Genomic DNA, 20,379 nt, shown 5'->3' with positions numbered 1-20,379 from the left:
GGCGATGTGCCGGTCGTCCCGGACGGCGGGCGATGGTTCGGGGTGGGCTCGGAGGGCCCTGACGACGTTTCCGTCTCCTCCGTCCCCTCCGCCTCCGCAGCGCCGTTCTCGGCGGAATCGGACGGCGGGGCCGGCTCCGTACGGTCCTCGGCGGCAGGCCCGGACGACGTGCCGGGCTTCGGGCCGCCGTCGCGGGTGGCGTGCTCGGACGGGGCGCCGGCGCCCTCGCGGTCCCCGGACGGCGTGCTCGCGTCGCCGCGCTCCCGGGACGGCGTACTCGCCTCCGCGTGGTCGTCGGACGACGTGCCCGTGGCCCCGCGCTCCCCGGACGACGTGTTCGTGTCCCCGTGTTGCTGAGCGGAGGTCTCGGGCTTCTGGTGGGCGGAGTCGTCGCGTTTCGGTTCGGGGGTGCCGGGGTCGGTGGTCGGGGTCGTGGCACCCGTGGCGTGTTCGGTCGGCTCGTTGGTGCCGGACCGCGGCTGCCCGCTCCCGCCGCTCTCGTCCACGATGTCCCCTCGTTCGAAGCATCCTCCGCGCCAGCCGGGCGGAGGGGTCTCGGGTCGATGGTATGCGGCTGTCGCGACGCGTTCCGCCCCGGCACCCCCCGCGTTTCCCCGGGCGTCGCGGGCGCGTCGGCCGGGATCGGGTGACTGTCAGTGGCGGGCCGTAAGGTCTGTGGGCATGGAGACCAGTGCGGAGGGCGTCGCGGGGACAGTCGGCGACGAGGGCGCGGCGGCGGGACCGACCGCGGCGGTGACGGTGGGGACGGGGACGGTGGGCGTGGCCGAGCGCGTCGCCATAGCGCCCGCCTCGTTGTCGCCCTCGCGTGCCGGCGACTTCATGCAGTGCCCGTTGCTGTACCGGTTCCGGGTGATCGACCGGCTGCCCGAGAAGCCCAGCGAGGCGGCGACCAGGGGGACCCTGGTGCACTCGGTGCTGGAGCGGCTCTTCGACGCGCCGGCGGCCGAGCGTACGGCGCCGCGGGCCAAGTCGCTGATCCCCGGGCAGTGGGACCGGCTGCGGGAGTCGCGGCCGGAGGTCGTGGAGCTGTTCGCCGATGATCCGGAGGGCGAGCGGCTGACGCGTTGGCTCGGGGAGGCGGAGCGGCTGGTCGAGCGGTGGTTCTCCCTGGAGGATCCGACACGGCTGGAGCCCGCCGAGCGGGAGATGTTCGTCGAGGCCGAGCTGGATTCGGGACTGAAGCTGCGCGGGATCATCGACCGGGTCGATGTGGCGCCCACGGGCGATGTGCGGATCGTCGACTACAAGACGGGCAAGGCGCCTCGGCCGGAGTATGCCGAGGGCGCTCTGTTCCAGATGAAGTTCTACGCCCTGGTGGTCTGGCGGCTGAAGCAGGTCGTTCCGCGGCGGCTTCAGCTGGTGTATCTGGGCAGCGGGGACGTGGTGACGTACGACCCCGTCCTCGCGGACCTGGAGCGGGTGGAGCGCAAACTGCTGGCCCTGTGGGAGGCGATCCGGCTGGCCACGGAGACCGGCGAGTGGCTCCCGCGCCCGACCAAGCTGTGCGGCTGGTGCGACCACCAGGCGGTGTGCCCGGAGTTCGGCGGCACTCCCCCGCCGTATCCGTTGCCGGTACGGAGGGCCGCGGGCGGTTCTGATGGGGGTGTTGAGGCGGGGGGCGGTACTTCCGCTGAAGGTGCCTCGGGTCCGGAGGCCGCGGGCGGTCTCTCCACTAAGGGGGCATAAGCGCCGTACCAACCCTGCCACCAAGGGTCCGTACGACGCCCCCGCCACAAGCCCGGACACAGCACACCGCGTCCCCACGCCCACTCCCACCAAGACCCGACAGCCGCCCCCAAGGCCGGTCGAGTCGCCCCGCCGTACGCAAGGCAGAATGGGGCCGGGCTAGCGAAGGAGATTCACGTGGCCATCCGCGTCCTACTGGTTGATGACCAGCCGCTGCTGCGAACCGGGTTCCGGATGATTTTGGAGGCGGAGCAGGATCTCGCGGTCGTCGGTGAGGCCGGTGACGGTCTACAGGCGCTCGACCAGGTGCGGGCCCTGCAGCCCGATGTGGTGCTGATGGACATCCGTATGCCGCGGATGGACGGGGTGGAGGCGACCCGGCAGATCACCGGTCCCGGGCGGGACGGTCCGGCGAAGGTGCTGGTGCTGACGACCTTCGATCTCGACGAGTACGTGGTGGAGGCGTTGCGGGCCGGTGCCAGTGGCTTCCTGCTCAAGGACGCGCCCGCGAACGAACTCGTGCAGGCGATCCGGGTGGTGGCCTCCGGTGAGGCCATGCTCGCGCCCAGCATCACGCGGCGGCTGCTCGACAAGTACGCCAGCCATCTGCCGTCGGGTGACGAGCCCGTCCCGGACGCCCTGCACACGTTGACCGAGCGTGAGGTCGAGGTGCTGAAGCTGGTGGCGCGCGGGCTGTCGAACGCCGAGATCGCCGCCGATCTCTTCGTCAGCGAGACCACCGTCAAGACGCATGTGGGGCACGTCCTCACCAAGCTGGGCCTGCGGGACCGGGTGCAGGCGGCGGTGTACGCGTACGAGAGCGGGTTGGTGCGCCCCGGCGCGCAGTAGTCGTCGTAGTGGCAGCAGGCAGCCGTACATACGGAGAGGGCGCCCCTTCCTGACAGGGGCGCCCTCTCCGTATGTAGGGGCGTAGCGGGTGGTACCGGCCCGGCTGCTCAGCCCCTGCCGCGTTGCCTGGAACGGAACACCGTCTACAGGCCAGTGGCCAGGCCCGCCGTGTTCGGCGGGGCTGGCCACTGGTCGAGCTTGTTCGCCGCGCGGGCGGGGCTGTCAGTTGCCCACGCCTCGGCCCAGCTCCCAGAGCTGGAGGGTCGAGGAGGAGTTGAGCACGTACGCGGTGCCCGTGACGTCGTCGCGGGCGGCGACGTACTGCTTGCCCTGCCACAGCGGGATCAGCGGGACGTCGTTGGCGACGATGTCCTGGATGGCCGTGAGGCTCTTGGCGGCGGCGAGCCGGTCCGCCTCGCGACGGGACTCCGGGATCAGGGTGCTCCTGATCTTGGTGCTGACGTACGGCGAGCCGAGGGTGTTGTCCTTGTCGAGGAACGGCGCGAGGTAGTTGTCGGCGTCGGGGAAGTCCGGGAACCAGCCCATCCCGTAGACGTCGTACTTGCCCTTCTGCTCGGCCGGGCGGAACGTCGCCCAGGCGGTGCCCTGGATGCTGACGTCGAACAGGCCGCTGTCGTTGAGCTGCTTCTGGAGCTGCTCGAACTCTTCCTTGGTGGCCGAGCCGTAGTGGTCGGTCGTGTAGTGCAGGGTCAGCTTCACCGGAGTGGTGATGTTGGCCCCCTCCATCAGCAGCTTGGCCTTGGAGACGCTCGGGTCGCCGTACTTGTTGAAGAACGAGTTCGAGTGGCCCGTGATGGTCGCCGGGACCATGGAGTAGAGCGGCTCGGCCTCGGTGCCGTAGACCTTGGAGACGAGTTCGCCGCGGTCGATGATCTGGGCCATCGCCTCGCGTACGGCCTTCGACTTCACGGTCGCGGCGTCGGTGTTGAAGCCCAGGTAGCGGATCTCGAGGCCGGGCATCTCGACGAGGTCGACGTCGCCGTCCGTGTCGTCGCTGAGCTTCTGGATCTGCTCCGGCGACATGGTGCGCGTCATGACGTCGATGTCACCCTTGCTGATCGCGCTGCCCATGGCGTCGGCGTCAGCGAAGGAACGCATCTCGACCTTGTTGTTGTTCACCTCGAGAGCACCCTTGTAATTGGGGTTCTTGGTGAACGTGGCCGTGGTGATCGCGTCACCCTTCTTGGACACCGAGAGGGTGTACGGGCCCGAGCCGTCGATGTCGAAGCCGTCGCGCAGCTTGTCCTTCTGGTAGTCGTCCGGATTCACGATGCCGGCGACGGGAGTGGACAGCTTGTAAGGGAACGTGGCGTCGGCCGTCTTCAGGTGGAAGATGACCTCGCGGTCGCCCTGGGTCTCGACGGTGTCGACGGTGGACAGCAGGGCGAACACACCGCTGTCGGCCTTGATGCGCATCGCGCGGTCGATGGAGTACTTCACATCTTCCGCGGTGATCTTGTCGCCGTTGGCGAACTTCAGACCGTCGCGCAGGGTGCAGGCGTAGCGCTCGTTGCCGGTGTCGGTGAAGCCGCACTTCTCGGCGGCCTCGGGCACCGGGTCGCCCTCGCCCTTGGGCTGGATCATCAGGGTCTGCACGGTCTGGCGCAGGATGTTCCAGGTGCCGACGTCGTAGGCGTAGGCGGGGTCGAGCGGCGCCGGAGCGTCCTTCGTCGCCTCGAACCGGTCCGTGGTGCCGACGATTATCGCATCGTCGCTGGAACTCCCGCTGCCGGAGCCGCCACACGCGGCGAGCACCGGCGCGAGCAGGCCGACGACGGCCGACAGCACCAAAGTCTTGCGGTTCATGCGGGAGTTTCTCCAGAGCTGTTCGAGTCCGTGTAGCCGACATACATGGGGTGGTGATGTCGATCACGGGGGTAAGGGCGATGTTCTCGCGTTGAGATTAGTCCGGACCCGCACGGGGGTTCACGGTCACCGTAGTTGAGTTCCCATCACGCAGCGGAACCGGCTGTGGACAGACCGAAAACCCGTCGAGGGAAGGATTAGTGCAGGGTTTCACCAATCGGGACACAAGGGTGCTTGATCGGCCTCAGAAATGGGGTGAACAGCACAGGGTGACGACGATGTCGACCCTCCCGCACGTGGGGAACCTCACACGCATCAACTCAGTTGGAGAGCACCGGAATTCGGCCGGTCGGCCGGGTCCGAATTCTTTTCCCATTGGCACCATTGGACTTTGCACGCTCGGTGAACAGCTGGCGCATTTCCGTCATCAGTCAGCCATCAGTCCGCGTAGAAATGCCAGGTCGACGACTTCCAGCGAGGTCACGACGGTGCGCCGGTCGGCCGGGGCGATGGGCGCCACGGACGGTACGGCCACCACCAGGCAGCCCGCCGCCTCCGCCGCCGCGACACCGGTCGCCGTGTCCTCCACGACCGCACAGCGGGCCGGGTCGACGCCGAGTCCGGCGGCGGCGAGCAGATACGGGTCGGGGTACGGCTTGGTGCGCGCGACCTCGTCGCCGGCCACCGTCAGCGCGAAGTGCTGGGGGCCGAGCGCGCTCAGGACGCGGTCGATGATGCGCCGGTGCGAGGCGGAGACCAGGGCCGTCGGGATCTCGTACTCCGCCAGCTCGGCCAGGAGTCTGGCGGCGCCCGGCATCAGCGGCAGGCTCCGCCCGATGCGGTCCTCGAAGCCCGAGTTGAGCAGGACGGACAGCTCGGCGAGGGTGATGTCGGCGCCGGTGGCCTCGATCAGGAAGCCGGCGCTGCGGGTCATGGGGCCGCCGATCACGACATGGCGCCAGGAGTCGTCGAGGGTGTGTCCGAGGGCTGCGAAGACCTCGACCTCGACCTCCCACCAGAAGCCCTCGGTGTCCACCAGGGTTCCGTCCATGTCGAGGAGTACGGCCTGAAGTGCTGAGCCTTCGGCCGTACGGGTTCCGAGCGCGGGGACCGTGCTGGTCATCCTGGCGCACCTCCTTGAGGGACGATCAGGCCGGCCGCCTCTTTTTCACAGAGAGGCGACCGGCCTGCGGTGGACCGACCAGTGTACGACTTATCCGATCAGTGTGCTCGTCCGTTCAGCGCGCCTGTGTATTCAGCGCTCCGAGGCCGCTCAGCGCGCGTTGAAGTACTTCGCCTCCGGGTGGTGGATGACGATCGCGTCCGTGGACTGCTCCGGGTGCAGCTGGAACTCCTCGGACAGGTGGACGCCGATGCGTTCCGGCTCCAGCATGTCGGCGATCTTGGCGCGGTCCTCCAGGTCGGGGCAGGCGCCGTAGCCGAGGGAGAAGCGGGCGCCGCGGTACTTGAGGGCGAACATGTCCTCGACGTCGGTGGGGTCCTCGCCGGCGAAGCCGAGTTCGGAGCGCACGCGCGCGTGCCAGTACTCGGCGAGTGCCTCGGCCAACTGGACGGACAGGCCGTGCAGTTCGAGGTAGTCGCGGTAGGAGTTCGACTCGAAGAGCTTGGCGGTCTCCTCGCCGATGCGGTTGCCCACGGTGACGATCTGGAAGCCGACGACGTCGGTCTCGCCGGACTCCTCCGGGCGGAAGAAGTCGGCCAGGCAGAGACGGCGGCCGCGGCGCTGGCGCGGGAAGGTGAAGCGGGTGCGCTCGTTGCCCTGGTCGTCCAGGATGATCAGGTCGTCGTCCTTGGACACGCAGGGGAAGTAGCCGTAGACGACGGCCGCTTCGAGGAGGTTGTCGGTCTGGAGCTTGTCCAGGAGGCCGCGCAGGCGGGGGCGGCCCTCGGTCTCGACGAGTTCCTCGTACGTCGGTCCGTCGCCGGTGCGGGCCTGCTTGAGGCCCCACTGGCCCTTGAAGAGGGCGCCCTCGTCGAGCCAGGACGCGTACTCCTTGAGCTGGATGCCCTTGATGACCCGGGTGCCGCGGAACGGCGGGGTCGGGATCGGGTTGTCGACGGCTACGTCGGAGCGGACGTGGCCCTCCTCGGGGCGCTCCTCGACCTCCACGGCCGCGGTCGCCCGCACCCGGCGCTGCTTGAGCTCGGGCAGCTTCGCGCCGGGCACGCCCCTCTTGACGCCGATCAGGGCGTCCATCAGGCGCAGGCCCTCGAACGCGTCGCGGGCGTAACGGACTTCGCCCTCGTAGATCTCGTGCAGGTCCTGCTCGACGTACGCCCGGGTCAGCGCGGCGCCGCCCAGGATGACCGGGTAGTCGGCGGCCATCTTGCGCTGGTTGAGCTCCTGGAGGTTCTCCTTCATGATCACCGTGGACTTGACCAGGAGGCCCGACATGCCGATGACGTCGGCGCGGTGCTCCTCGGCGGCTTCCAGGATCGCGGAGACGGGCTGCTTGATGCCGAGGTTGACGACGTTGTAGCCGTTGTTGGACAGGATGATGTCGACGAGGTTCTTGCCGATGTCGTGGACGTCGCCGCGCACGGTGGCGAGCACGATGGTGCCCTTGCCCTCGGCGTCCGACTTCTCCATGTGCGGTTCGAGATAGGCGACCGCGGTCTTCATGACCTCGGCGGACTGGAGCACGAACGGCAGCTGCATCTGACCCGAGCCGAACAGTTCGCCGACGACCTTCATGCCGTCCAGGAGTGTCGCGTTGACGATGTCGAGGGCGGGGCGGGTCTCCAACGCCTCGGCGAGGTCGGTCTCCAGGCCGTTCTTCTCGCCGTCGATGATGCGCCGCTTGAGCCGCTCGTCCAGTGGGAGGGCGGCCAACTCCTCGGCGCGGCCTGCCGTCCGGGACTTGGTGGTGGCGCCCTCGAAGAGGGCCATCAGCTTCTGGAGCGGGTCGTAGCCCTCGCGGCGGCGGTCGTAGACCAGGTCGAGGGCCGTCTGCACCTCTTCCTCGGTGAAGCGGGCGATCGGCAGGATCTTCGAGGCGTGCACGATCGCCGAGTCGAGGCCCGCCTTGACGCACTCGTCGAGGAAGACGGAGTTGAGCAGCACGCGGGCGGCCGGGTTGAGGCCGAAGGAGATGTTGGAGAGGCCCAGCGTGGTCTGGACGTCGGGGTGGCTGCTCTTGAGGCGGCGGATCGCCTCGATGGTGGCGATGCCGTCGCCGCGGGACTCCTCCTGGCCGGTGCAGATGGTGAAGGTCAGGGTGTCGATGAGGATGTCCGACTCGTGGATGCCCCAGTTCGTCGTGAGGTCCTCGATGAGCCGCTCGGCGATGGCGACCTTGTGCTCCGGGGTGCGGGCCTGGCCCTGCTCGTCGATGGTCAGCGCGATGAGCGCGGCGCCGTGCTCCTGCGCCAGCTTGGTGACCTTCGCGAAGCGGGACTCGGGGCCGTCGCCGTCCTCGTAGTTGACGGAGTTGATGACCGCGCGGCCGCCGAGCTTCTCCAACCCGGCCCGGATGACCGGGACTTCGGTGGAGTCGAGGACGATCGGCAGGGTGGAGGCGGTGGCGAAGCGGCCGGCCAGTTCCTCCATGTCGGCGACGCCGTCGCGGCCGACGTAGTCCACGCAGAGGTCCAGCATGTGGGCGCCCTCGCGGATCTGGTCGCGGGCCATCTCCACGCAGTCGTCCCAGCGGCCGTCCAGCATGGCCTCGCGGAACTTCTTCGAGCCGTTGGCGTTGGTGCGCTCGCCGATCGCCATGTAGGCGGTGTCCTGGCGGAACGGGACCGTCTGGTAGAGCGAGGCGGCGCCCGGCTCGGGCTGGGGGTGGCGCTCGGTGGGCGTGGCCTCGCGGACCCGCTCGACGAGCCGGCGCAGGTGCTCGGGGGTCGTACCGCAGCAGCCGCCGACCAGGTTCAGGCCGTAGTCGTGGACAAAGTGCTGCTGCGCGTCCGCCAGGCCCTCGGGGTCGAGCGGGAAGTGGGCGCCGTCCTTGGTGAGGATGGGCAGACCCGCGTTCGGCATGCACAGCAGCGGGGTGCGCGAGTGGCGGGCGAGATAGCGCAGGTGCTCGCTCATCTCGGCCGGTCCGGTCGAGCAGTTCAGGCCGATCATGTCGATGCCGAGGGGTTCCAGCGCGGTGAGCGCGGCGCCGATCTCGGAGCCCAGGAGCATGGTGCCGGTGGTCTCGAACGCCATGGAGACCAGCAGGGGTACGTCGACGCCGGTCGCCTCCATGGCGCGGCGGGCGCCCAGGATCGACGACTTGGTCTGGAGGAGGTCCTGGGTGGTCTCCACGATCAGGGCGTCGGCGCCGCCGGCGAGCAGGCCCTCGGCGTTCGCCTGGAAGCCGTCGCGCAGCGTGGCGTAGCCGATGTGGCCGAGGGTGGGCAGCTTGGTGCCGGGGCCGATGGAGCCGAGGACCCAGCGCTGGCGGCCGTCGCGGGCTCCGAACTCGTCGGCCGTCTCGCGGGCGATGCGGGCGCCGGCCTCGGAGAGTTCGTGCACGCGCTCGGGGATGTCGTACTCGGCCATCGCGGAGTGGTTCGCGCCGAAGGTGTTCGTCTCGACGCAGTCGACGCCCGCGCCGAAGTACTCCTCGTGGACCGAGCGGACGATGTCCGGGCGGGTGATGTTCAGGATCTCGTTGCAGCCCTCGAGGTTCTCGAAGTCCTCGAGTGTGGGGTCCTGTGCCTGGAGCATGGTGCCCATGGCTCCGTCGGCGACCACCACGCGGGTGGCGAGTGCCTCTCGGAGCGCGGACACACGGGTCCGGCTGTCGGCAGAAGGGGTCAGTGGCGACGAGGCCATGAAGGGGCTCCCTGGAGTGCGACGGCTGTCGGCTTTGCGGCTTCCCTGGGAACCTCTCACGGAACTCCCCGGGGAGCGTGCACGTCGCCAGGGTAACGGGGTCGGGCGGGAGCGTGCTTGCGGCGTCCATGGGGCGGACCGGGGTGACGGAGTGGCGGACCGGGGTGACGGGCGGGTCAACGCCGTCTAGGTTCTCGCGACGGGCCGTCTAGGTTCTCGCGACGAGCGGCGCGACAGGAGACGTAACAGGAATCGGCCGACCATTAGCGGGAGGTCGGCATGGACCGGTAGTGTTCGACATTGCCGAACGGCGGCAGCGACGTCGCGCGTCGACGGTCGAACGGGACGGAGGCAGTACGGCGATGGCACGGAACATCCAGTCGCTCGAACGGGCGGCCGCGATGCTGCGCCTGCTCGCGGGCGGCGAGCGACGGCTCGGCCTCTCGGACATCGCCTCGTCGCTCGGTCTCGCCAAGGGCACGGCCCACGGCATCCTGCGCACCCTCCAGCATGAGGGCTTCGTCGAGCAGGACGACGTCTCCGGGCGCTATCAGCTCGGCGCCGAACTGCTGCGCCTGGGCACCACCTACCTCGACGTGCACGAGCTGCGGGCCCGCGCCCTGGTGTGGACGGACGACCTGGCCCGCTCCAGCGGCGAGAGCGTGCACCTGGGGGTGCTCCACCAGCACGGCGTCCTGATCGTGCACCACGTCTTCCGGCCCGACGACAGCCGGCAGGTCCTGGAGATCGGGGCCATGCAGCCGCTGCACTCCACGGCCCTGGGCAAGGTGCTGTCGGCCTACGACCCGGTCGCGCACAGCGAGGCCCTGGAGGCCGACCGCAAGCCCTTCACCGACCGCACGGTGTCCGAGCTGGCCGACTTCGAGCACATCCTCGACGTCACGCGCGCGCGTGGGTACGCGGCCGACGTCGAGGAGACCTGGGAGGGCGTCGCGTCCATCGCCGCCCCCATCCACGACCGGCGGCGGATGCCGGTCGGCGCGGTCGGCATCACCGGCGCGGTGGAGCGGCTGTGCCGGTCCGACGAGGAAGGCGCGCTGCGCCCCGAGCTGATCGCCGCGGTACGGGACTGCGCCCGCGCGGTGTCGCGGGATCTCGGCGCCGGGCGGTTCTGACCTCACCGGATTCACAGCAAAAAGACCGGAACATCCTGGGGGATGTTCCGGCCTTAGTCGTACGCTGAACGACAAAGTCGGCCAAAACGCCAAATCGCCACACACGGTGTCCACCTGACTGCCGTCCGCATCGATCACGCGATCGATAGCCCACAGCAATCAATAACGATCGTGTTTTCGATAACAGCACTCTTGACGCGCCTGTAACCCCGGAGCAAGACTCCCGTCCATCGGTCGGCATTGTCGAACACCTACCGGCAATACGCGCTAGAGTGTGGCAACGCCAAAGGCCGGCATCGCTCTCACCCCCGAGGGCGCACGAACCCCCGGCGGGACCCGGGGTTCGGCTTCCCTGGACGAAGGACAAAGGAGTCGCGGGTGTCCAGCTCCGACATCTTCATCGGCGAGACCATAGGTACCGCCGTGCTCATCCTGCTGGGCGGTGGCGTCTGCGCCGCCGTCACGCTGAAGGCCTCCAAGGCCCGTAACGCCGGCTGGCTCGCCATCGCCTTCGGGTGGGGTTTCGCCGTCATGACGGCGGCCTACATCTCGGCGCCGCTCTCCGGCGCCCATCTGAACCCGGCCCTGACGCTCGCGCTCGCGATCAAGGACGGCGGCTGGGACAACGTTCCGATCTACTGGGCCGGGCAGCTGCTCGGCGCCATGATCGGCGCTTCGCTGGTCTGGGTGGCCTACTACGGCCAGTTCCACGCGCACCTCACGGACAAGGAGATCGTCGGCGAGCCGACGGCCAAGGCCGTGGAGGCGGAGGAGAAGGGCGCGGGCCCGGTCCTGGGCATCTTCTCCACCGGCCCCGAGATCCGGGTCGTGTGGCAGAACCTCGCCACGGAGATCATCGGCACCGCGGTGCTGGTCCTCGCCATCCTCACGCAGGGACTGAACGCCAACGGCGACGGTCTCGGCACGCTGGGCGTGCTCATCACCTCGTTCGTGGTCGTGGCGGTCGGTCTGTCCCTGGGCGGCCCGACCGGTTACGCGATCAACCCGGCCCGTGACCTGGGCCCGCGCATCGTGCACGCGCTCCTGCCGCTGCCCAACAAGGGCGGTTCCGACTGGAGCTACGCCTGGATCCCGGTCGTCGGTCCGCTGATCGGCGGCGCGATCGCTGCGGGTATCTACAACGTCGCCTTTGCTTAGAACCGGATGAGAACCGGAACTCCGAGCACTGAAGCAGCAGTAGAACCAGTCCTCATGACCACGGAACCCCTCAGGAGCACACAGTGACCGACGCGCACACCGCCGGACCGTTCATCGCGGCCATCGACCAGGGCACGACCTCCAGCCGCTGCATCGTCTTCGACCGGGACGGCCGTATCGTCTCCGTCGACCAGAAGGAGCACGAGCAGATCTTCCCGAAGCCGGGCTGGGTCGAGCACAACGCCACCGAGATCTGGACCAACGTCCAGGAGGTCGTCGCCTCCGCCATCGAGAAGGCCGGCATCACCCGCGACGACATCAAGGCCATCGGCATCACCAACCAGCGCGAGACGACTCTCCTCTGGGACAAGAACACCGGTGAGCCCGTCCACAACGCGATCGTCTGGCAGGACACCCGCACCGACGCGCTCTGCAAGGAGCTGGGCCGCAACGTCGGCCAGGACCGCTTCCGCCGCGAGACCGGTCTGCCGCTCGCGTCGTACTTCGCAGGACCCAAGGCCCGCTGGCTGCTCGACAACGTCGAGGGCCTGCGGGAGCGCGCCGAGGCGGGCGACATCCTCTTCGGCACCATGGACAGCTGGGTCATCTGGAACCTGACGGGCGGTGTGAACGGCGGCAAGCACTACACCGACGTCACCAACGCCTCCCGCACCATGCTGATGAACCTGCACACCCTGGCGTGGGACGACAAGATCGCCGAGTCCATCGGCGTCCCCATGAACATGCTCCCGGAGATCCGCTCCTCCGCCGAGGTCTACGGCGAGGTCACCGGCGGCAAGCTCGGCGACCTGCTCGGCGGCATCCCGGTCGCCTCCGCGCTCGGCGACCAGCAGGCGGCCCTGTTCGGCCAGACCTGTTTCGCCGAGGGCGAGGCCAAGTCCACGTACGGCACCGGCACGTTCATGCTGATGAACACCGGCGAGAAGATCATCAACTCCTACTCGGGCCTGCTGACCACGGTCGGCTACCGGATCGGCGACGAAGCGCCGGTCTACGCCCTGGAGGGCTCGATCGCCGTCACCGGTTCGCTGGTGCAGTGGATGCGCGACCAGATGGGCCTCATCTCCACCGCCGCCGAGATCGAGACGCTCGCGCTCTCGGTCGAGGACAACGGCGGCGCCTACTTCGTGCCGGCCTTCTCCGGTCTGTTCGCCCCGTACTGGCGCTCCGACGCCCGTGGTGTGATCGCCGGTCTCACCCGGTACGTCACCAAGGCGCACCTCGCGCGCGCCGTCCTGGAGGCCACCGCCTGGCAGACCCGTGAGATCACGGACGCCATGACGAAGGACTCCGGCGTCGAGCTCACCGCGCTCAAGGTCGACGGCGGCATGACCTCCAACAACCTGCTGATGCAGACGCTCTCGGACTTCGTCGACGCCCCCGTGGTGCGCCCGATGGTCGCCGAGACCACCTGCCTCGGCGCCGCCTACGCCGCCGGCCTCGCCGTCGGCTTCTGGACCAGCACCGACGACCTGCGTGCCAACTGGCGCCGGGCCGCCGAGTGGACCCCCAACATGGACGCGGAGAAGCGCGACCGTGAGTACAAGAGCTGGCTCAAGGCCGTCGAGCGGACCATGGGCTGGCTCGAGGACGAGGAGTAAGAACCCCACATGACCAGTCAGTCCACCCTGCAGTCCGTACCTGCCCTCGGTACGCACCCGGCCTCCGGCTCGAACCCGAGCCGAGCCGAGACCCGGGAGCAGCTCTCCAAGGCGACGTACGACCTCCTCGTCATCGGCGGCGGCATCCTGGGCATCTCCACCGCCTGGCACGCCGCGCAGTCCGGGCTGCGGGTGGCCCTGGTCGACGCCGGCGACTTCGCCGGTGCCACCTCTTCCGCCTCCTCCAAGCTTCTCCACGGCGGTCTGCGCTACCTGCAGACCGGCGCGGTGAAGCTGGTGGCGGAGAACCACTTCGAACGCCGTGCGGTCTCCCGCCAGGTGGCCCCCCACCTGGCCAACCCGCTCACGTTCTACCTCCCCGTGTACAAGGGCGGTCCGCACGGCGCGGCGAAGCTCGGGGCGGGCGTCTTCGCCTACTCCGCGCTCTCCGCGTTCGGTGACGGCGTCGGCCACCTCCTGTCCCCCGCCAAGGCGGCGCAGGACGTGCCCGAGCTGCGCACCCAGAACCTCAAGGCCGTGGCCGTGTACGGCGACGACCAGATGAACGACGCGCGCATGGCGCTGATGACGGTCCGCGCGGCCGTCGAGGCGGGCGCGGTCGTCCTCAACCACGCCGAGGTCACCGGCCTGCGCTTCACCCAGGGCCGGGTGACAGGCGCGGAGCTGCGCGACACCACCTCCGGCGACGAGTTCGGCGTGAGCGCCCGCCTGGTGCTCAACGCGACCGGCCCGTGGGTCGACCACCTGCGCAAGATGGAGGACCCGAACGCGGCGCCGTCCATCCGCCTCTCCAAGGGCGCGCACCTGGTCCTGAAGCGGACGTCTCCGTGGAAGGCCGCGCTGGCGACCCCCATCGACAAGTACCGCATCACCTTCGCCCTCCCCTGGGAGGACATGCTGCTGCTCGGCACGACCGACGAGGAGTTCGAGGGCGACCCGGCGGACGTCTCGGTCACCGAGAAGGACATATCCCAGATCCTGGACGAGGCCGCGTTCTCGGTCCGCGACCAGCAGCTCTCCCGTGACCTGATCACGTACTCCTTCGCCGGTCTGCGCGTGCTGCCCGGTGGCCCCGGCAGCACCGCGAAGGCCAAGCGCGAGACGGTGGTGACCGAGGGCAAGGGCGGCATGCTGTCCGTCGCGGGCGGCAAGTGGACCACGTTCCGGCACATCGGCCGTACGGTCATGCAGAAGCTGGAGGCCCTCCCCGGCCGCCCGCTCGGCGAGGACTTCGAGCCGATCTCCTCCCTCCCGAAGAAGCTCCCGCTGCCGGGCGTCGCCAACCCGCGCGCGGTCGCCCACCGCCTCCTGGTCGACAACCCGGCGCCGGGCCCGCGCATGGCGGCCGACACGGCGAAGCACCTGGCCACGCATTACGGCTCGCTGGCCTTCGACATCGCCCGACTCGCCAACGAGAGCCCGGAGTTGGGGCAGCGCGTGCACCCCGACGCCCCCGAGATCTGGGCCCAGGTCGTCTACGCCCGCGACCACGAGTGGGCCGAGACCCAGGACGACGTCCTGCGCCGCCGCACCACCCTGACGATCCGGGGCCTGGCCACGGACGAGGTCCGGGCGAAGGTGCAGGACCTGCTCGACAAGAAGTAGGCGGTACAACGCCGGTCGCCACGACGGCATTCGCTACGGCGTGAAAGGGGCGGCTCCTCGGTTGGGAGCCGCCCCTTTGGCGTGCCAGGAAACCCAGCGGCGTCCAGTTGGGGACGGTGCCTATCGTGAGGCTGTGCTGATTACCGACGCCGAGATCGCCGCCCAACTGGCGCCTGGCGGCTTCCTGTTCCTCCGGCGCGCCTCGACGAGGCCGAGGTCCCGCCGTACCCGCTGCCGCCCGATCGCGGTCCTGCGAGCTGTCTGCCCGAGCACGGGCGGATCGACTCGCCGTCCGTCGACATCCACGACCCGGCCCTCCCCGCCAAGGTCGGGGAGGGCTGGTTCCGGATGGCGACCGAGTACGGGCTGTTCGACGAGAGCCGGGAGTTCCTGCTCAGCGTCGAGTATTCCGATCCCGAGGCCGTCGGCAGCGAGTGGGCCTGGGCCCGCGTCCAGCTCCTCGACGGGTGGGACCTGGGCGGCGGGGACGACGGGCCCTTGCCGATGTGGATGCGGTTCTACATGGGCGAGCGGTTCGTGCCGGAGTTCACCGTGATGGCGCTGGACGGCCACATGATGATGAACACCACCCTGTGGGGCAACGGCACCGTCAGCACCATCGTCATCCGCGCGACGTCAGACAAGCGCCCCGATCTGCTCCGGTGACGTCAACTCGGCCCGCCGCACGATCAGTTCGCGCCCCAGCAGCAACGCCCGCCGCGACGCGGGCACCGGATCGGGCAACGTCGTCAGGTCGGTCAGGTGGGCGAAGCCGATGATGCGGCGGACGATCTCCGTGCCGGCGTAGCCGACCGAGTCGGTCCAGACTCGGGAGAGGAAGCGGTCGAGGTAGGCGTCGTCGAAGAAGGTGTCGACGCGGGTGGACCAGAGGCGGCGGAACTCCGTCTCGAACGCCGCCCAGGAGAGCCGGAGTTGGTCGCCGTGGTCGGACAACGTGCCCAGCTCGCGGGCCCGTTCCTCCGACACCAGCACGTTGGCCCAGTACAGGCCGAGGTGTCCGGGCCGTACGACGCGCCCTCGTTGAGGACTGTGCGCAGGACCTCCAGGTCGGACATGTCCTCCATGACGAGGGCGTAGTTGTCGGCGTCGTAGCCGTGGATCGCCGGGATCTTGTCGGGGGCGACGCGCGCGACCTGCTCGTAGGCCCGGGCCTCGGCGTCGGCGCGCTCGGGGCTCATCGGCCAGGAGGGACCGGCGACCCGCACCCAGGGCAGCGCCTGCTTGATCGCGAGGCTGTGGCTGCCGTCGGCGTTCGACGCGAGGAACACCCGGTTCATGTTGCCGTCGGAGACCTCGCGGACGTGGATGTCGGTCACATCCGCCCAGTGGCCGCGCTCGTGCAGGTAGGCCGGGATGTCGTCGGTCTCCAGGATGCGGTAGCCCATCGTACGAACTCCTCGAACTTCCTTATGCGGTGCGGCGCTTGGACAGGGTGAAGCTGAAGACCAGGGCGAGGATGAGGACCGCGCCCTCGACGACGTCCTGGGTGTAGTACGGCAGGCCCTTGATGGTCAGACCGGTCGTGATGATGCCGATCAGGACGGCTCCCAGGGCCGTGCCCCAGACGTTCGGGCGGCCCCGGCCGAGGACCGATGTGCCGACCAGTGCGACCGCCACCGCCTCCAGCAGCTGCGACGTTCCGGCGGACACGTCACCTTGCCCGATCCGGGACGCCAGGATCAGGCCGCCGATCGAAGCGAGGACGCCGGAGAGGACGTAGGCGAGGGCCCGGTACGCGCCGACGCGGATGCCGGCCAGGCGGGAGGCCTCGGGGTTGGCGCCGATGGCGTACAGCACGCGGCCCCAGCGGGTGCGGGCCAGGAAGACCCAGGCGATGACCGTCAGCGCGCCGAAGATCAGTACCGAGATGGGGATGCCGAGCATGGTGCCGCGGTCGATGCGCAGGAAGCCGGCGGTGAACTTGCCGGGGGCGGTGGAGCCGTCGGACTCGGTCATGCCGGCGGAGATGGACTGGCCGTCGACCAGGATGAGTTTGGTGCCCTGGATGACGAACATGGTGCCGAGGGTGGCCAGCATGTCGGGGATCTTCATCACGACGATGAGCAGGGCGTTCAGGAGTCCGGCGAGCGCGCCCGCCGCGATCACGGCGATGATCGCGACCGTGCCGACCTGGTTGTACGTCACCATCGTCTTCGCGGCGACGGTGACACCGAGACCGGCGACGGCGCCGACGGACATGTCCATTCCGCCGACGGCCATGGTGAGCGTGACGCCGAGCCCGAGGATCGCGGCGACGGACACGTACCGCAGGGTGTCGAGCAGCGTCGCCGACTCCCGGAAGGAGCCCTCGCTCAGCGCGAAGTACAGGAAGAGCGCGACCGTGACGAAGATGAACCCGTACTTGATGACGGCGTTCTGGACGAGCACGGCCGTGGAGACGGCAGGCGGGGCCAGTGCCTTCGGTGCGGCCTCGGAGCTCTGAGTGGTGGTCATGGCGTACTTCCTGCCGTGGCTTCGTGCGGGGCGGGCGTCACACGGACACCGCTGAATTGGTCTACCGGCATCACACAGACGCCGAAATCGTCTGGATCACGCGATCGCGTTCCGCGTCCTCGCCGTACGCGTCGAGATGCACCTCACCCGCCGCCAGCACGACGACACGGTCGGCGATCTCCAGCACCTCGTCCACATCGGCGGAGAGGACAAGCACAGCCGCACCCTCGGCGGCCAGCGCACGCGCCCTGCGGCCGATGTCGCGCCGTGCGCCGATGTCCACGCCTCGGAACGGCTCGTCCAGGATGAGGACACGGGGGGTCTCGGCGAGCCAGCGGCCGACGACGACCTTCTGCTGGTTGCCGCCGGAGAGTTCCTCGACCGTGCTGTGCTCGTCGCGGGCGACGACGCCGAGGGCTTCGATGGTCCCGCGGCCGAGGGCGTCCTCCTTCGCCGTGTTCACGAGTCCGGCCCGGGACAGGGACTTGAGGAACGGCAGCGAGATGTTCTGGGCCACGGTCCAGCCGGGGACGAGCGCGTCGGCGTGCCGGTCCTCGGGGACGAGGTGGACGCCGGCGCGGATGGCGTCGGACGGGCGGCGGGGTGCGTACGGCTTGCCGTCGAGTTCGACCGTGCCGGTGGGGAAGGGCTCGGCGCCGAACAGGCCGCGGGCGAGTTCGGTCTTGCCGGCGCCCAACAGGCCTACGACGCCCGTGACTTCACCGGCGCGGAGGTCCAGGTCGAGGGGCGCCCGGCCCTCGAAGAGGTGGACGCCGTGCAGGCCGAGGACGACCTTCCCGTGGTCGCCGCTGTGTTGAGGGCGGGCGCTCGTCGCCTCGTGGGCCTGGGCGAGCATCGCGCGCAGGGCGCTGTCCCAGTCGAAGGGCTTGACCTGGTCGTCGGTGAGACCGCCGTCCCGCAGGACGACCAGGCGGTCGGCGAGGGCGTCGATCTCGCCGAGGCGGTGGGAGACGTAGAGGACCGCGATGCCGTCGTCGCGCATCTTCTCGACGAGGGCGAAGAGCCGCTCGGCCTCGGCGGCGGAGAGTGCCGAGGTCGGTTCGTCGAGGATGAGCAGCCGGGGGCGGGTGGCCAGGGCGCGGGCGAGGATGAGCAACTGGCGGTCGGAGATGCCCAGTTCGGTGACGTCCCGGCGCAACACGGCGTCGCTCCAGTCGAGTCCGAGCGCGGCCTGGATCTCGCGGGCGCGGGCCAGGACGCGGCGGCCGTTCAGGAACGGGTTGCCGCGGCGCTGGGCCAGCTCCTCGAAGACCAGGTTCTCGGCGACCGTCAGGCCGGGCACGATGCCCTCACCGATCCGCTGGTGGACCGTCTGGATGCCCAACTGCCGGGCGGCCAACGGGGATTGGAGAGCCGCGGGCTCCCCGGCGACCCGCACCTCCCCGCCGTGGTCCGTGTGCACGCCCGACAGGATCTTGATCAGCGTGGACTTGCCCGCGCCGTTCGCGCCGAGCAGCGCGACCACGCTGCCCGGTGCGATGTCGAGGGAGACGGACGCCAGTACCGTCTTGCCGCCGAAGGCCATGCTGACGTCGCGGAGGGAGACCGCGACGTCGCCGGCCGCCACGTCAACCGCCTTGTCAGTGGGCGACATTGGGGATCCAGTCCGCGGTGCTCACCTTGGAGAGGTTCAGGGCGGGCAGGGCCGCGCGCAGCTGGTCCATGTTCTCGATCTTGTTCTTGCGCAGGAAGTCCTGGGTGATGGCGACGGCCGGGAAGTCGACGGTGGTCTTGTTCAACTGGCCCGCCAGCTCAAGGGCCGCCGTACGGACGACGGCCGCGCCGACCGCCGACGGGTCCGTGCCGGCCGTGGCCACCCACGGGCTGCCCGCGGCGGTCATGTTCTGGATGTCGGCGTTGGAGACGTCCGCGCCGAAGACCTTCACCTTGCTCTGGAGCTTCTTGTTCTGCACGGCGAGGACGGTGCCCTTGGCGAGCTCGTCGTAGGGGGCGAAGACGCCCGCCACGTCGGAGTGCTGGGTGAGGGCGGCGGAGACCAGCGGCACGTTGTCGGTGGCCGTGGAGTCGGTGACCTTGCCGACCTTGAACTGCTGCTTCCAGCCGTTGGCGTCGACCGCGGTCTTCCAGACGGAGTTGCGCTTGTCGAGGGCCGCGTAACCGGCGACGTTGACGTAGCCGACCTTGGCGTTCTTGCCGACCGTCTTGGCCATCACGTCGAGGACGGCCTTGGCCATGCTGGCGTCGTCCTGCTCGGTGCTGATCACGGACTTGTTGGTCTGGTCGACGTCGTAGACGACGACCTTGATGCCCTTCTTCACGGCCTGGTCGATCTCGGGCTGGATCGTCGAGGGGAAGCCGTGGTCGACGATGATCGCCTGCGCGCCGGAGTTGATCGCCGAGGAGAGGTCGGTGGCCTGCTTGGCGTTGTCGGCCTGGGCGTCGTACACCGTCAGGTCGATGCCGAGGGCCTTGGCCTGCGCCTTCGCGCCGTTGCCCCACTGCTCGAAGTAGTCGCCGGCGCCGCTCTGCCGCACGAGCGCCACCTTGACCGTGCCCTTGCTGAAGGGGGCCGGCTTCTTGCCCGTGGCGGCCGAGGCCGAGGCGGCGGTGTCGTCGCCGCTCTTCGAGGCGTCCGTGGACTGCGAGCAGCCCGCCAGGAGGAGCGCGGAGACGGAGGCCAGCGAGAGCGCGGCGAGGGGGACGCGGGTACGGGACATCAGGGGGCTCCAGGTGCGGGGAGGTGCAGGGTGGTGCGGAGGGAGTGAAGGAAGGGCGTGCTTGACCCGGAGCCGGGGATGGGAACGCGCCACCGTACGCATAGTGGACAGGCGGCGAGCGCCCCGGGAGATCGGGGCGCGTCGGGCTCCGGGTGTGGTCAGCGACAGCTGGCTGTGGTCGACCGGAGCAAGTCCACGTACAGCCGCCGCACGAGCAGCAGCGTCTTCATAAGGAGATCATGAGAATGATTTCGGCCATTGGTCAAAGGGATGGAAGCGGTTTCTCAACAGATGAGACAACGACTACGTCACACCCGGTCCGTTCACCGACGGCGGTTACCATCACGGAACCGGCTCCCGACCCGGCACAGTGAGGCCCCGATGAAGACACCGCGCGCGACAACACCCCCCATGAGCTGCATGAGGTGCTGTCCCGACGCACGCTGTCCGGGCTGACCGGCTGTCCGCCGCCGTCGCTCGCCGCCCCCGGC

General features: G+C 69.4%; 13 protein-coding genes and 2 pseudogenes. 7 read left to right on the top strand and 8 right to left on the bottom strand.

Going from position 1 to position 20,379, the window contains the following annotated elements; translation table 11 throughout:
- A pseudogene (locus tag ACNFOC_RS31240) lies at positions 1–506 on the bottom strand (hypothetical protein); the annotation flags it as partial.
- A gap of 175 nt (positions 507–681) precedes the next feature.
- On the opposite strand from ACNFOC_RS31240, the gene ACNFOC_RS31235 reads away from it, so the two are divergent.
- Positions 682–1,707, top strand: a complete 1,026-nt coding sequence (locus ACNFOC_RS31235) for a RecB family exonuclease (protein WP_416962403.1) — start codon at positions 682–684, stop codon at positions 1,705–1,707.
- 177 nt (positions 1,708–1,884) lie between these two features.
- The gene (locus ACNFOC_RS31230; RefSeq protein ID WP_019059117.1) at positions 1,885–2,556 is read left to right on the top strand and encodes a response regulator; all 672 of its coding nucleotides are present in this window, start codon (positions 1,885–1,887) and stop codon (positions 2,554–2,556) included.
- Between the two features lie 222 nt (positions 2,557–2,778).
- On the opposite strand, the gene ACNFOC_RS31225 is transcribed toward ACNFOC_RS31230, so the two are convergent.
- From ACNFOC_RS31225 to metH, 3 genes are all read right to left on the bottom strand, one after another.
- Positions 2,779–4,383 (bottom strand): ABC transporter substrate-binding protein, encoded by a 1,605-nt coding sequence (locus ACNFOC_RS31225; protein ID WP_416962402.1) that lies wholly within the window; start codon positions 4,381–4,383, stop codon positions 2,779–2,781.
- Positions 4,384–4,810: 427 nt separating this feature from the next.
- Entirely contained in the window at positions 4,811–5,506 is a 696-nt protein-coding gene (locus tag ACNFOC_RS31220) for an HAD family hydrolase (RefSeq protein WP_416962401.1), read from the bottom strand.
- A gap of 150 nt (positions 5,507–5,656) precedes the next feature.
- Positions 5,657–9,172, bottom strand: coding sequence for a methionine synthase (gene metH / locus ACNFOC_RS31215; RefSeq protein WP_416962400.1), 3,516 nt, complete (start codon positions 9,170–9,172; stop codon positions 5,657–5,659).
- A gap of 362 nt (positions 9,173–9,534) precedes the next feature.
- On the opposite strand from metH, the gene ACNFOC_RS31210 reads away from it, so the two are divergent.
- From ACNFOC_RS31210 to ACNFOC_RS31190, 5 genes are all read left to right on the top strand, one after another.
- Positions 9,535–10,308 carry an IclR family transcriptional regulator gene (locus tag ACNFOC_RS31210; RefSeq protein ID WP_416962399.1) on the top strand — a complete coding sequence of 258 codons (774 nt, stop codon included), beginning with the start codon at positions 9,535–9,537 and terminating at the stop codon, positions 10,306–10,308.
- A gap of 378 nt (positions 10,309–10,686) precedes the next feature.
- Positions 10,687–11,466, top strand: coding sequence for an MIP/aquaporin family protein (locus ACNFOC_RS31205; protein ID WP_416962398.1), 780 nt, complete (start codon positions 10,687–10,689; stop codon positions 11,464–11,466).
- Positions 11,467–11,549: 83 nt separating this feature from the next.
- Positions 11,550–13,088, top strand: a complete 1,539-nt coding sequence (glpK, locus tag ACNFOC_RS31200) for a glycerol kinase GlpK (protein WP_416962397.1) — start codon at positions 11,550–11,552, stop codon at positions 13,086–13,088.
- Positions 13,089–13,097: 9 nt separating this feature from the next.
- Positions 13,098–14,714, top strand: coding sequence for a glycerol-3-phosphate dehydrogenase/oxidase (locus ACNFOC_RS31195; RefSeq protein WP_416962396.1), 1,617 nt, complete (start codon positions 13,098–13,100; stop codon positions 14,712–14,714).
- A 348-nt stretch (positions 14,715–15,062) separates the two neighbouring features.
- Entirely contained in the window at positions 15,063–15,380 is a 318-nt protein-coding gene (locus tag ACNFOC_RS31190) for a hypothetical protein (RefSeq protein ID WP_416962395.1), read from the top strand.
- Here the strand turns inward: ACNFOC_RS31190 and ACNFOC_RS31185 are convergent.
- The 4 genes and pseudogenes from ACNFOC_RS31185 to ACNFOC_RS31170 form a co-directional block, all read right to left on the bottom strand.
- Positions 15,351–16,120 (bottom strand): annotated as a pseudogene (locus ACNFOC_RS31185) (hypothetical protein). The gene ACNFOC_RS31190 and the pseudogene ACNFOC_RS31185 overlap by 30 nt on opposite strands.
- A 22-nt stretch (positions 16,121–16,142) precedes the next feature.
- A complete protein-coding gene (locus tag ACNFOC_RS31180; RefSeq protein WP_416962394.1) occupies positions 16,143–17,189 on the bottom strand; it encodes an ABC transporter permease in 1,047 nt (348 codons plus the stop codon).
- A 70-nt stretch (positions 17,190–17,259) separates the two neighbouring features.
- Positions 17,260–18,804, bottom strand: coding sequence for a sugar ABC transporter ATP-binding protein (locus tag ACNFOC_RS31175; protein ID WP_416962393.1), 1,545 nt, complete (start codon positions 18,802–18,804; stop codon positions 17,260–17,262).
- Positions 18,791–19,888 (bottom strand): substrate-binding domain-containing protein, encoded by a 1,098-nt coding sequence (locus ACNFOC_RS31170; protein WP_416962392.1) that lies wholly within the window; start codon positions 19,886–19,888, stop codon positions 18,791–18,793. The genes ACNFOC_RS31175 and ACNFOC_RS31170 overlap by 14 nt, the downstream gene beginning before the upstream one ends.
- Positions 19,889–20,379 lie beyond the last annotated feature (491 nt).

It is taken from the genome of Streptomyces colwelliae, assembly GCF_048158785.1.
In the GTDB taxonomy this organism is placed as follows: Bacteria; Actinomycetota; Actinomycetes; order Streptomycetales; family Streptomycetaceae; genus Streptomyces.
Note: the sequence above shows the minus strand (reverse complement) of the source record. Positions and strands in the feature narration are given on the sequence as shown.

Excerpts from the sequence above, each read along its gene's own strand:
- ACNFOC_RS31235 (WP_416962403.1), top strand. The coding sequence starts at position 682 with ATGGAGACCAGTGCGGAGGGCGTCGCGGGGACAGTCGGCGACGAGGGC.
- ACNFOC_RS31225 (WP_416962402.1), bottom strand. The coding sequence starts at position 4,383 with ATGAACCGCAAGACTTTGGTGCTGTCGGCCGTCGTCGGCCTGCTCGCG.
- ACNFOC_RS31220 (WP_416962401.1), bottom strand. The coding sequence starts at position 5,506 with ATGACCAGCACGGTCCCCGCGCTCGGAACCCGTACGGCCGAAGGCTCA.
- metH (WP_416962400.1), bottom strand. The coding sequence starts at position 9,172 with ATGGCCTCGTCGCCACTGACCCCTTCTGCCGACAGCCGGACCCGTGTG.
- ACNFOC_RS31210 (WP_416962399.1), top strand. The coding sequence starts at position 9,535 with ATGGCACGGAACATCCAGTCGCTCGAACGGGCGGCCGCGATGCTGCGC.
- ACNFOC_RS31195 (WP_416962396.1), top strand. The coding sequence starts at position 13,098 with ATGACCAGTCAGTCCACCCTGCAGTCCGTACCTGCCCTCGGTACGCAC.
- ACNFOC_RS31190 (WP_416962395.1), top strand. The coding sequence starts at position 15,063 with ATGGCGACCGAGTACGGGCTGTTCGACGAGAGCCGGGAGTTCCTGCTC.
- ACNFOC_RS31180 (WP_416962394.1), bottom strand. The coding sequence starts at position 17,189 with ATGACCACCACTCAGAGCTCCGAGGCCGCACCGAAGGCACTGGCCCCG.
- ACNFOC_RS31175 (WP_416962393.1), bottom strand. The coding sequence starts at position 18,804 with ATGTCGCCCACTGACAAGGCGGTTGACGTGGCGGCCGGCGACGTCGCG.
- ACNFOC_RS31170 (WP_416962392.1), bottom strand. The coding sequence starts at position 19,888 with ATGTCCCGTACCCGCGTCCCCCTCGCCGCGCTCTCGCTGGCCTCCGTC.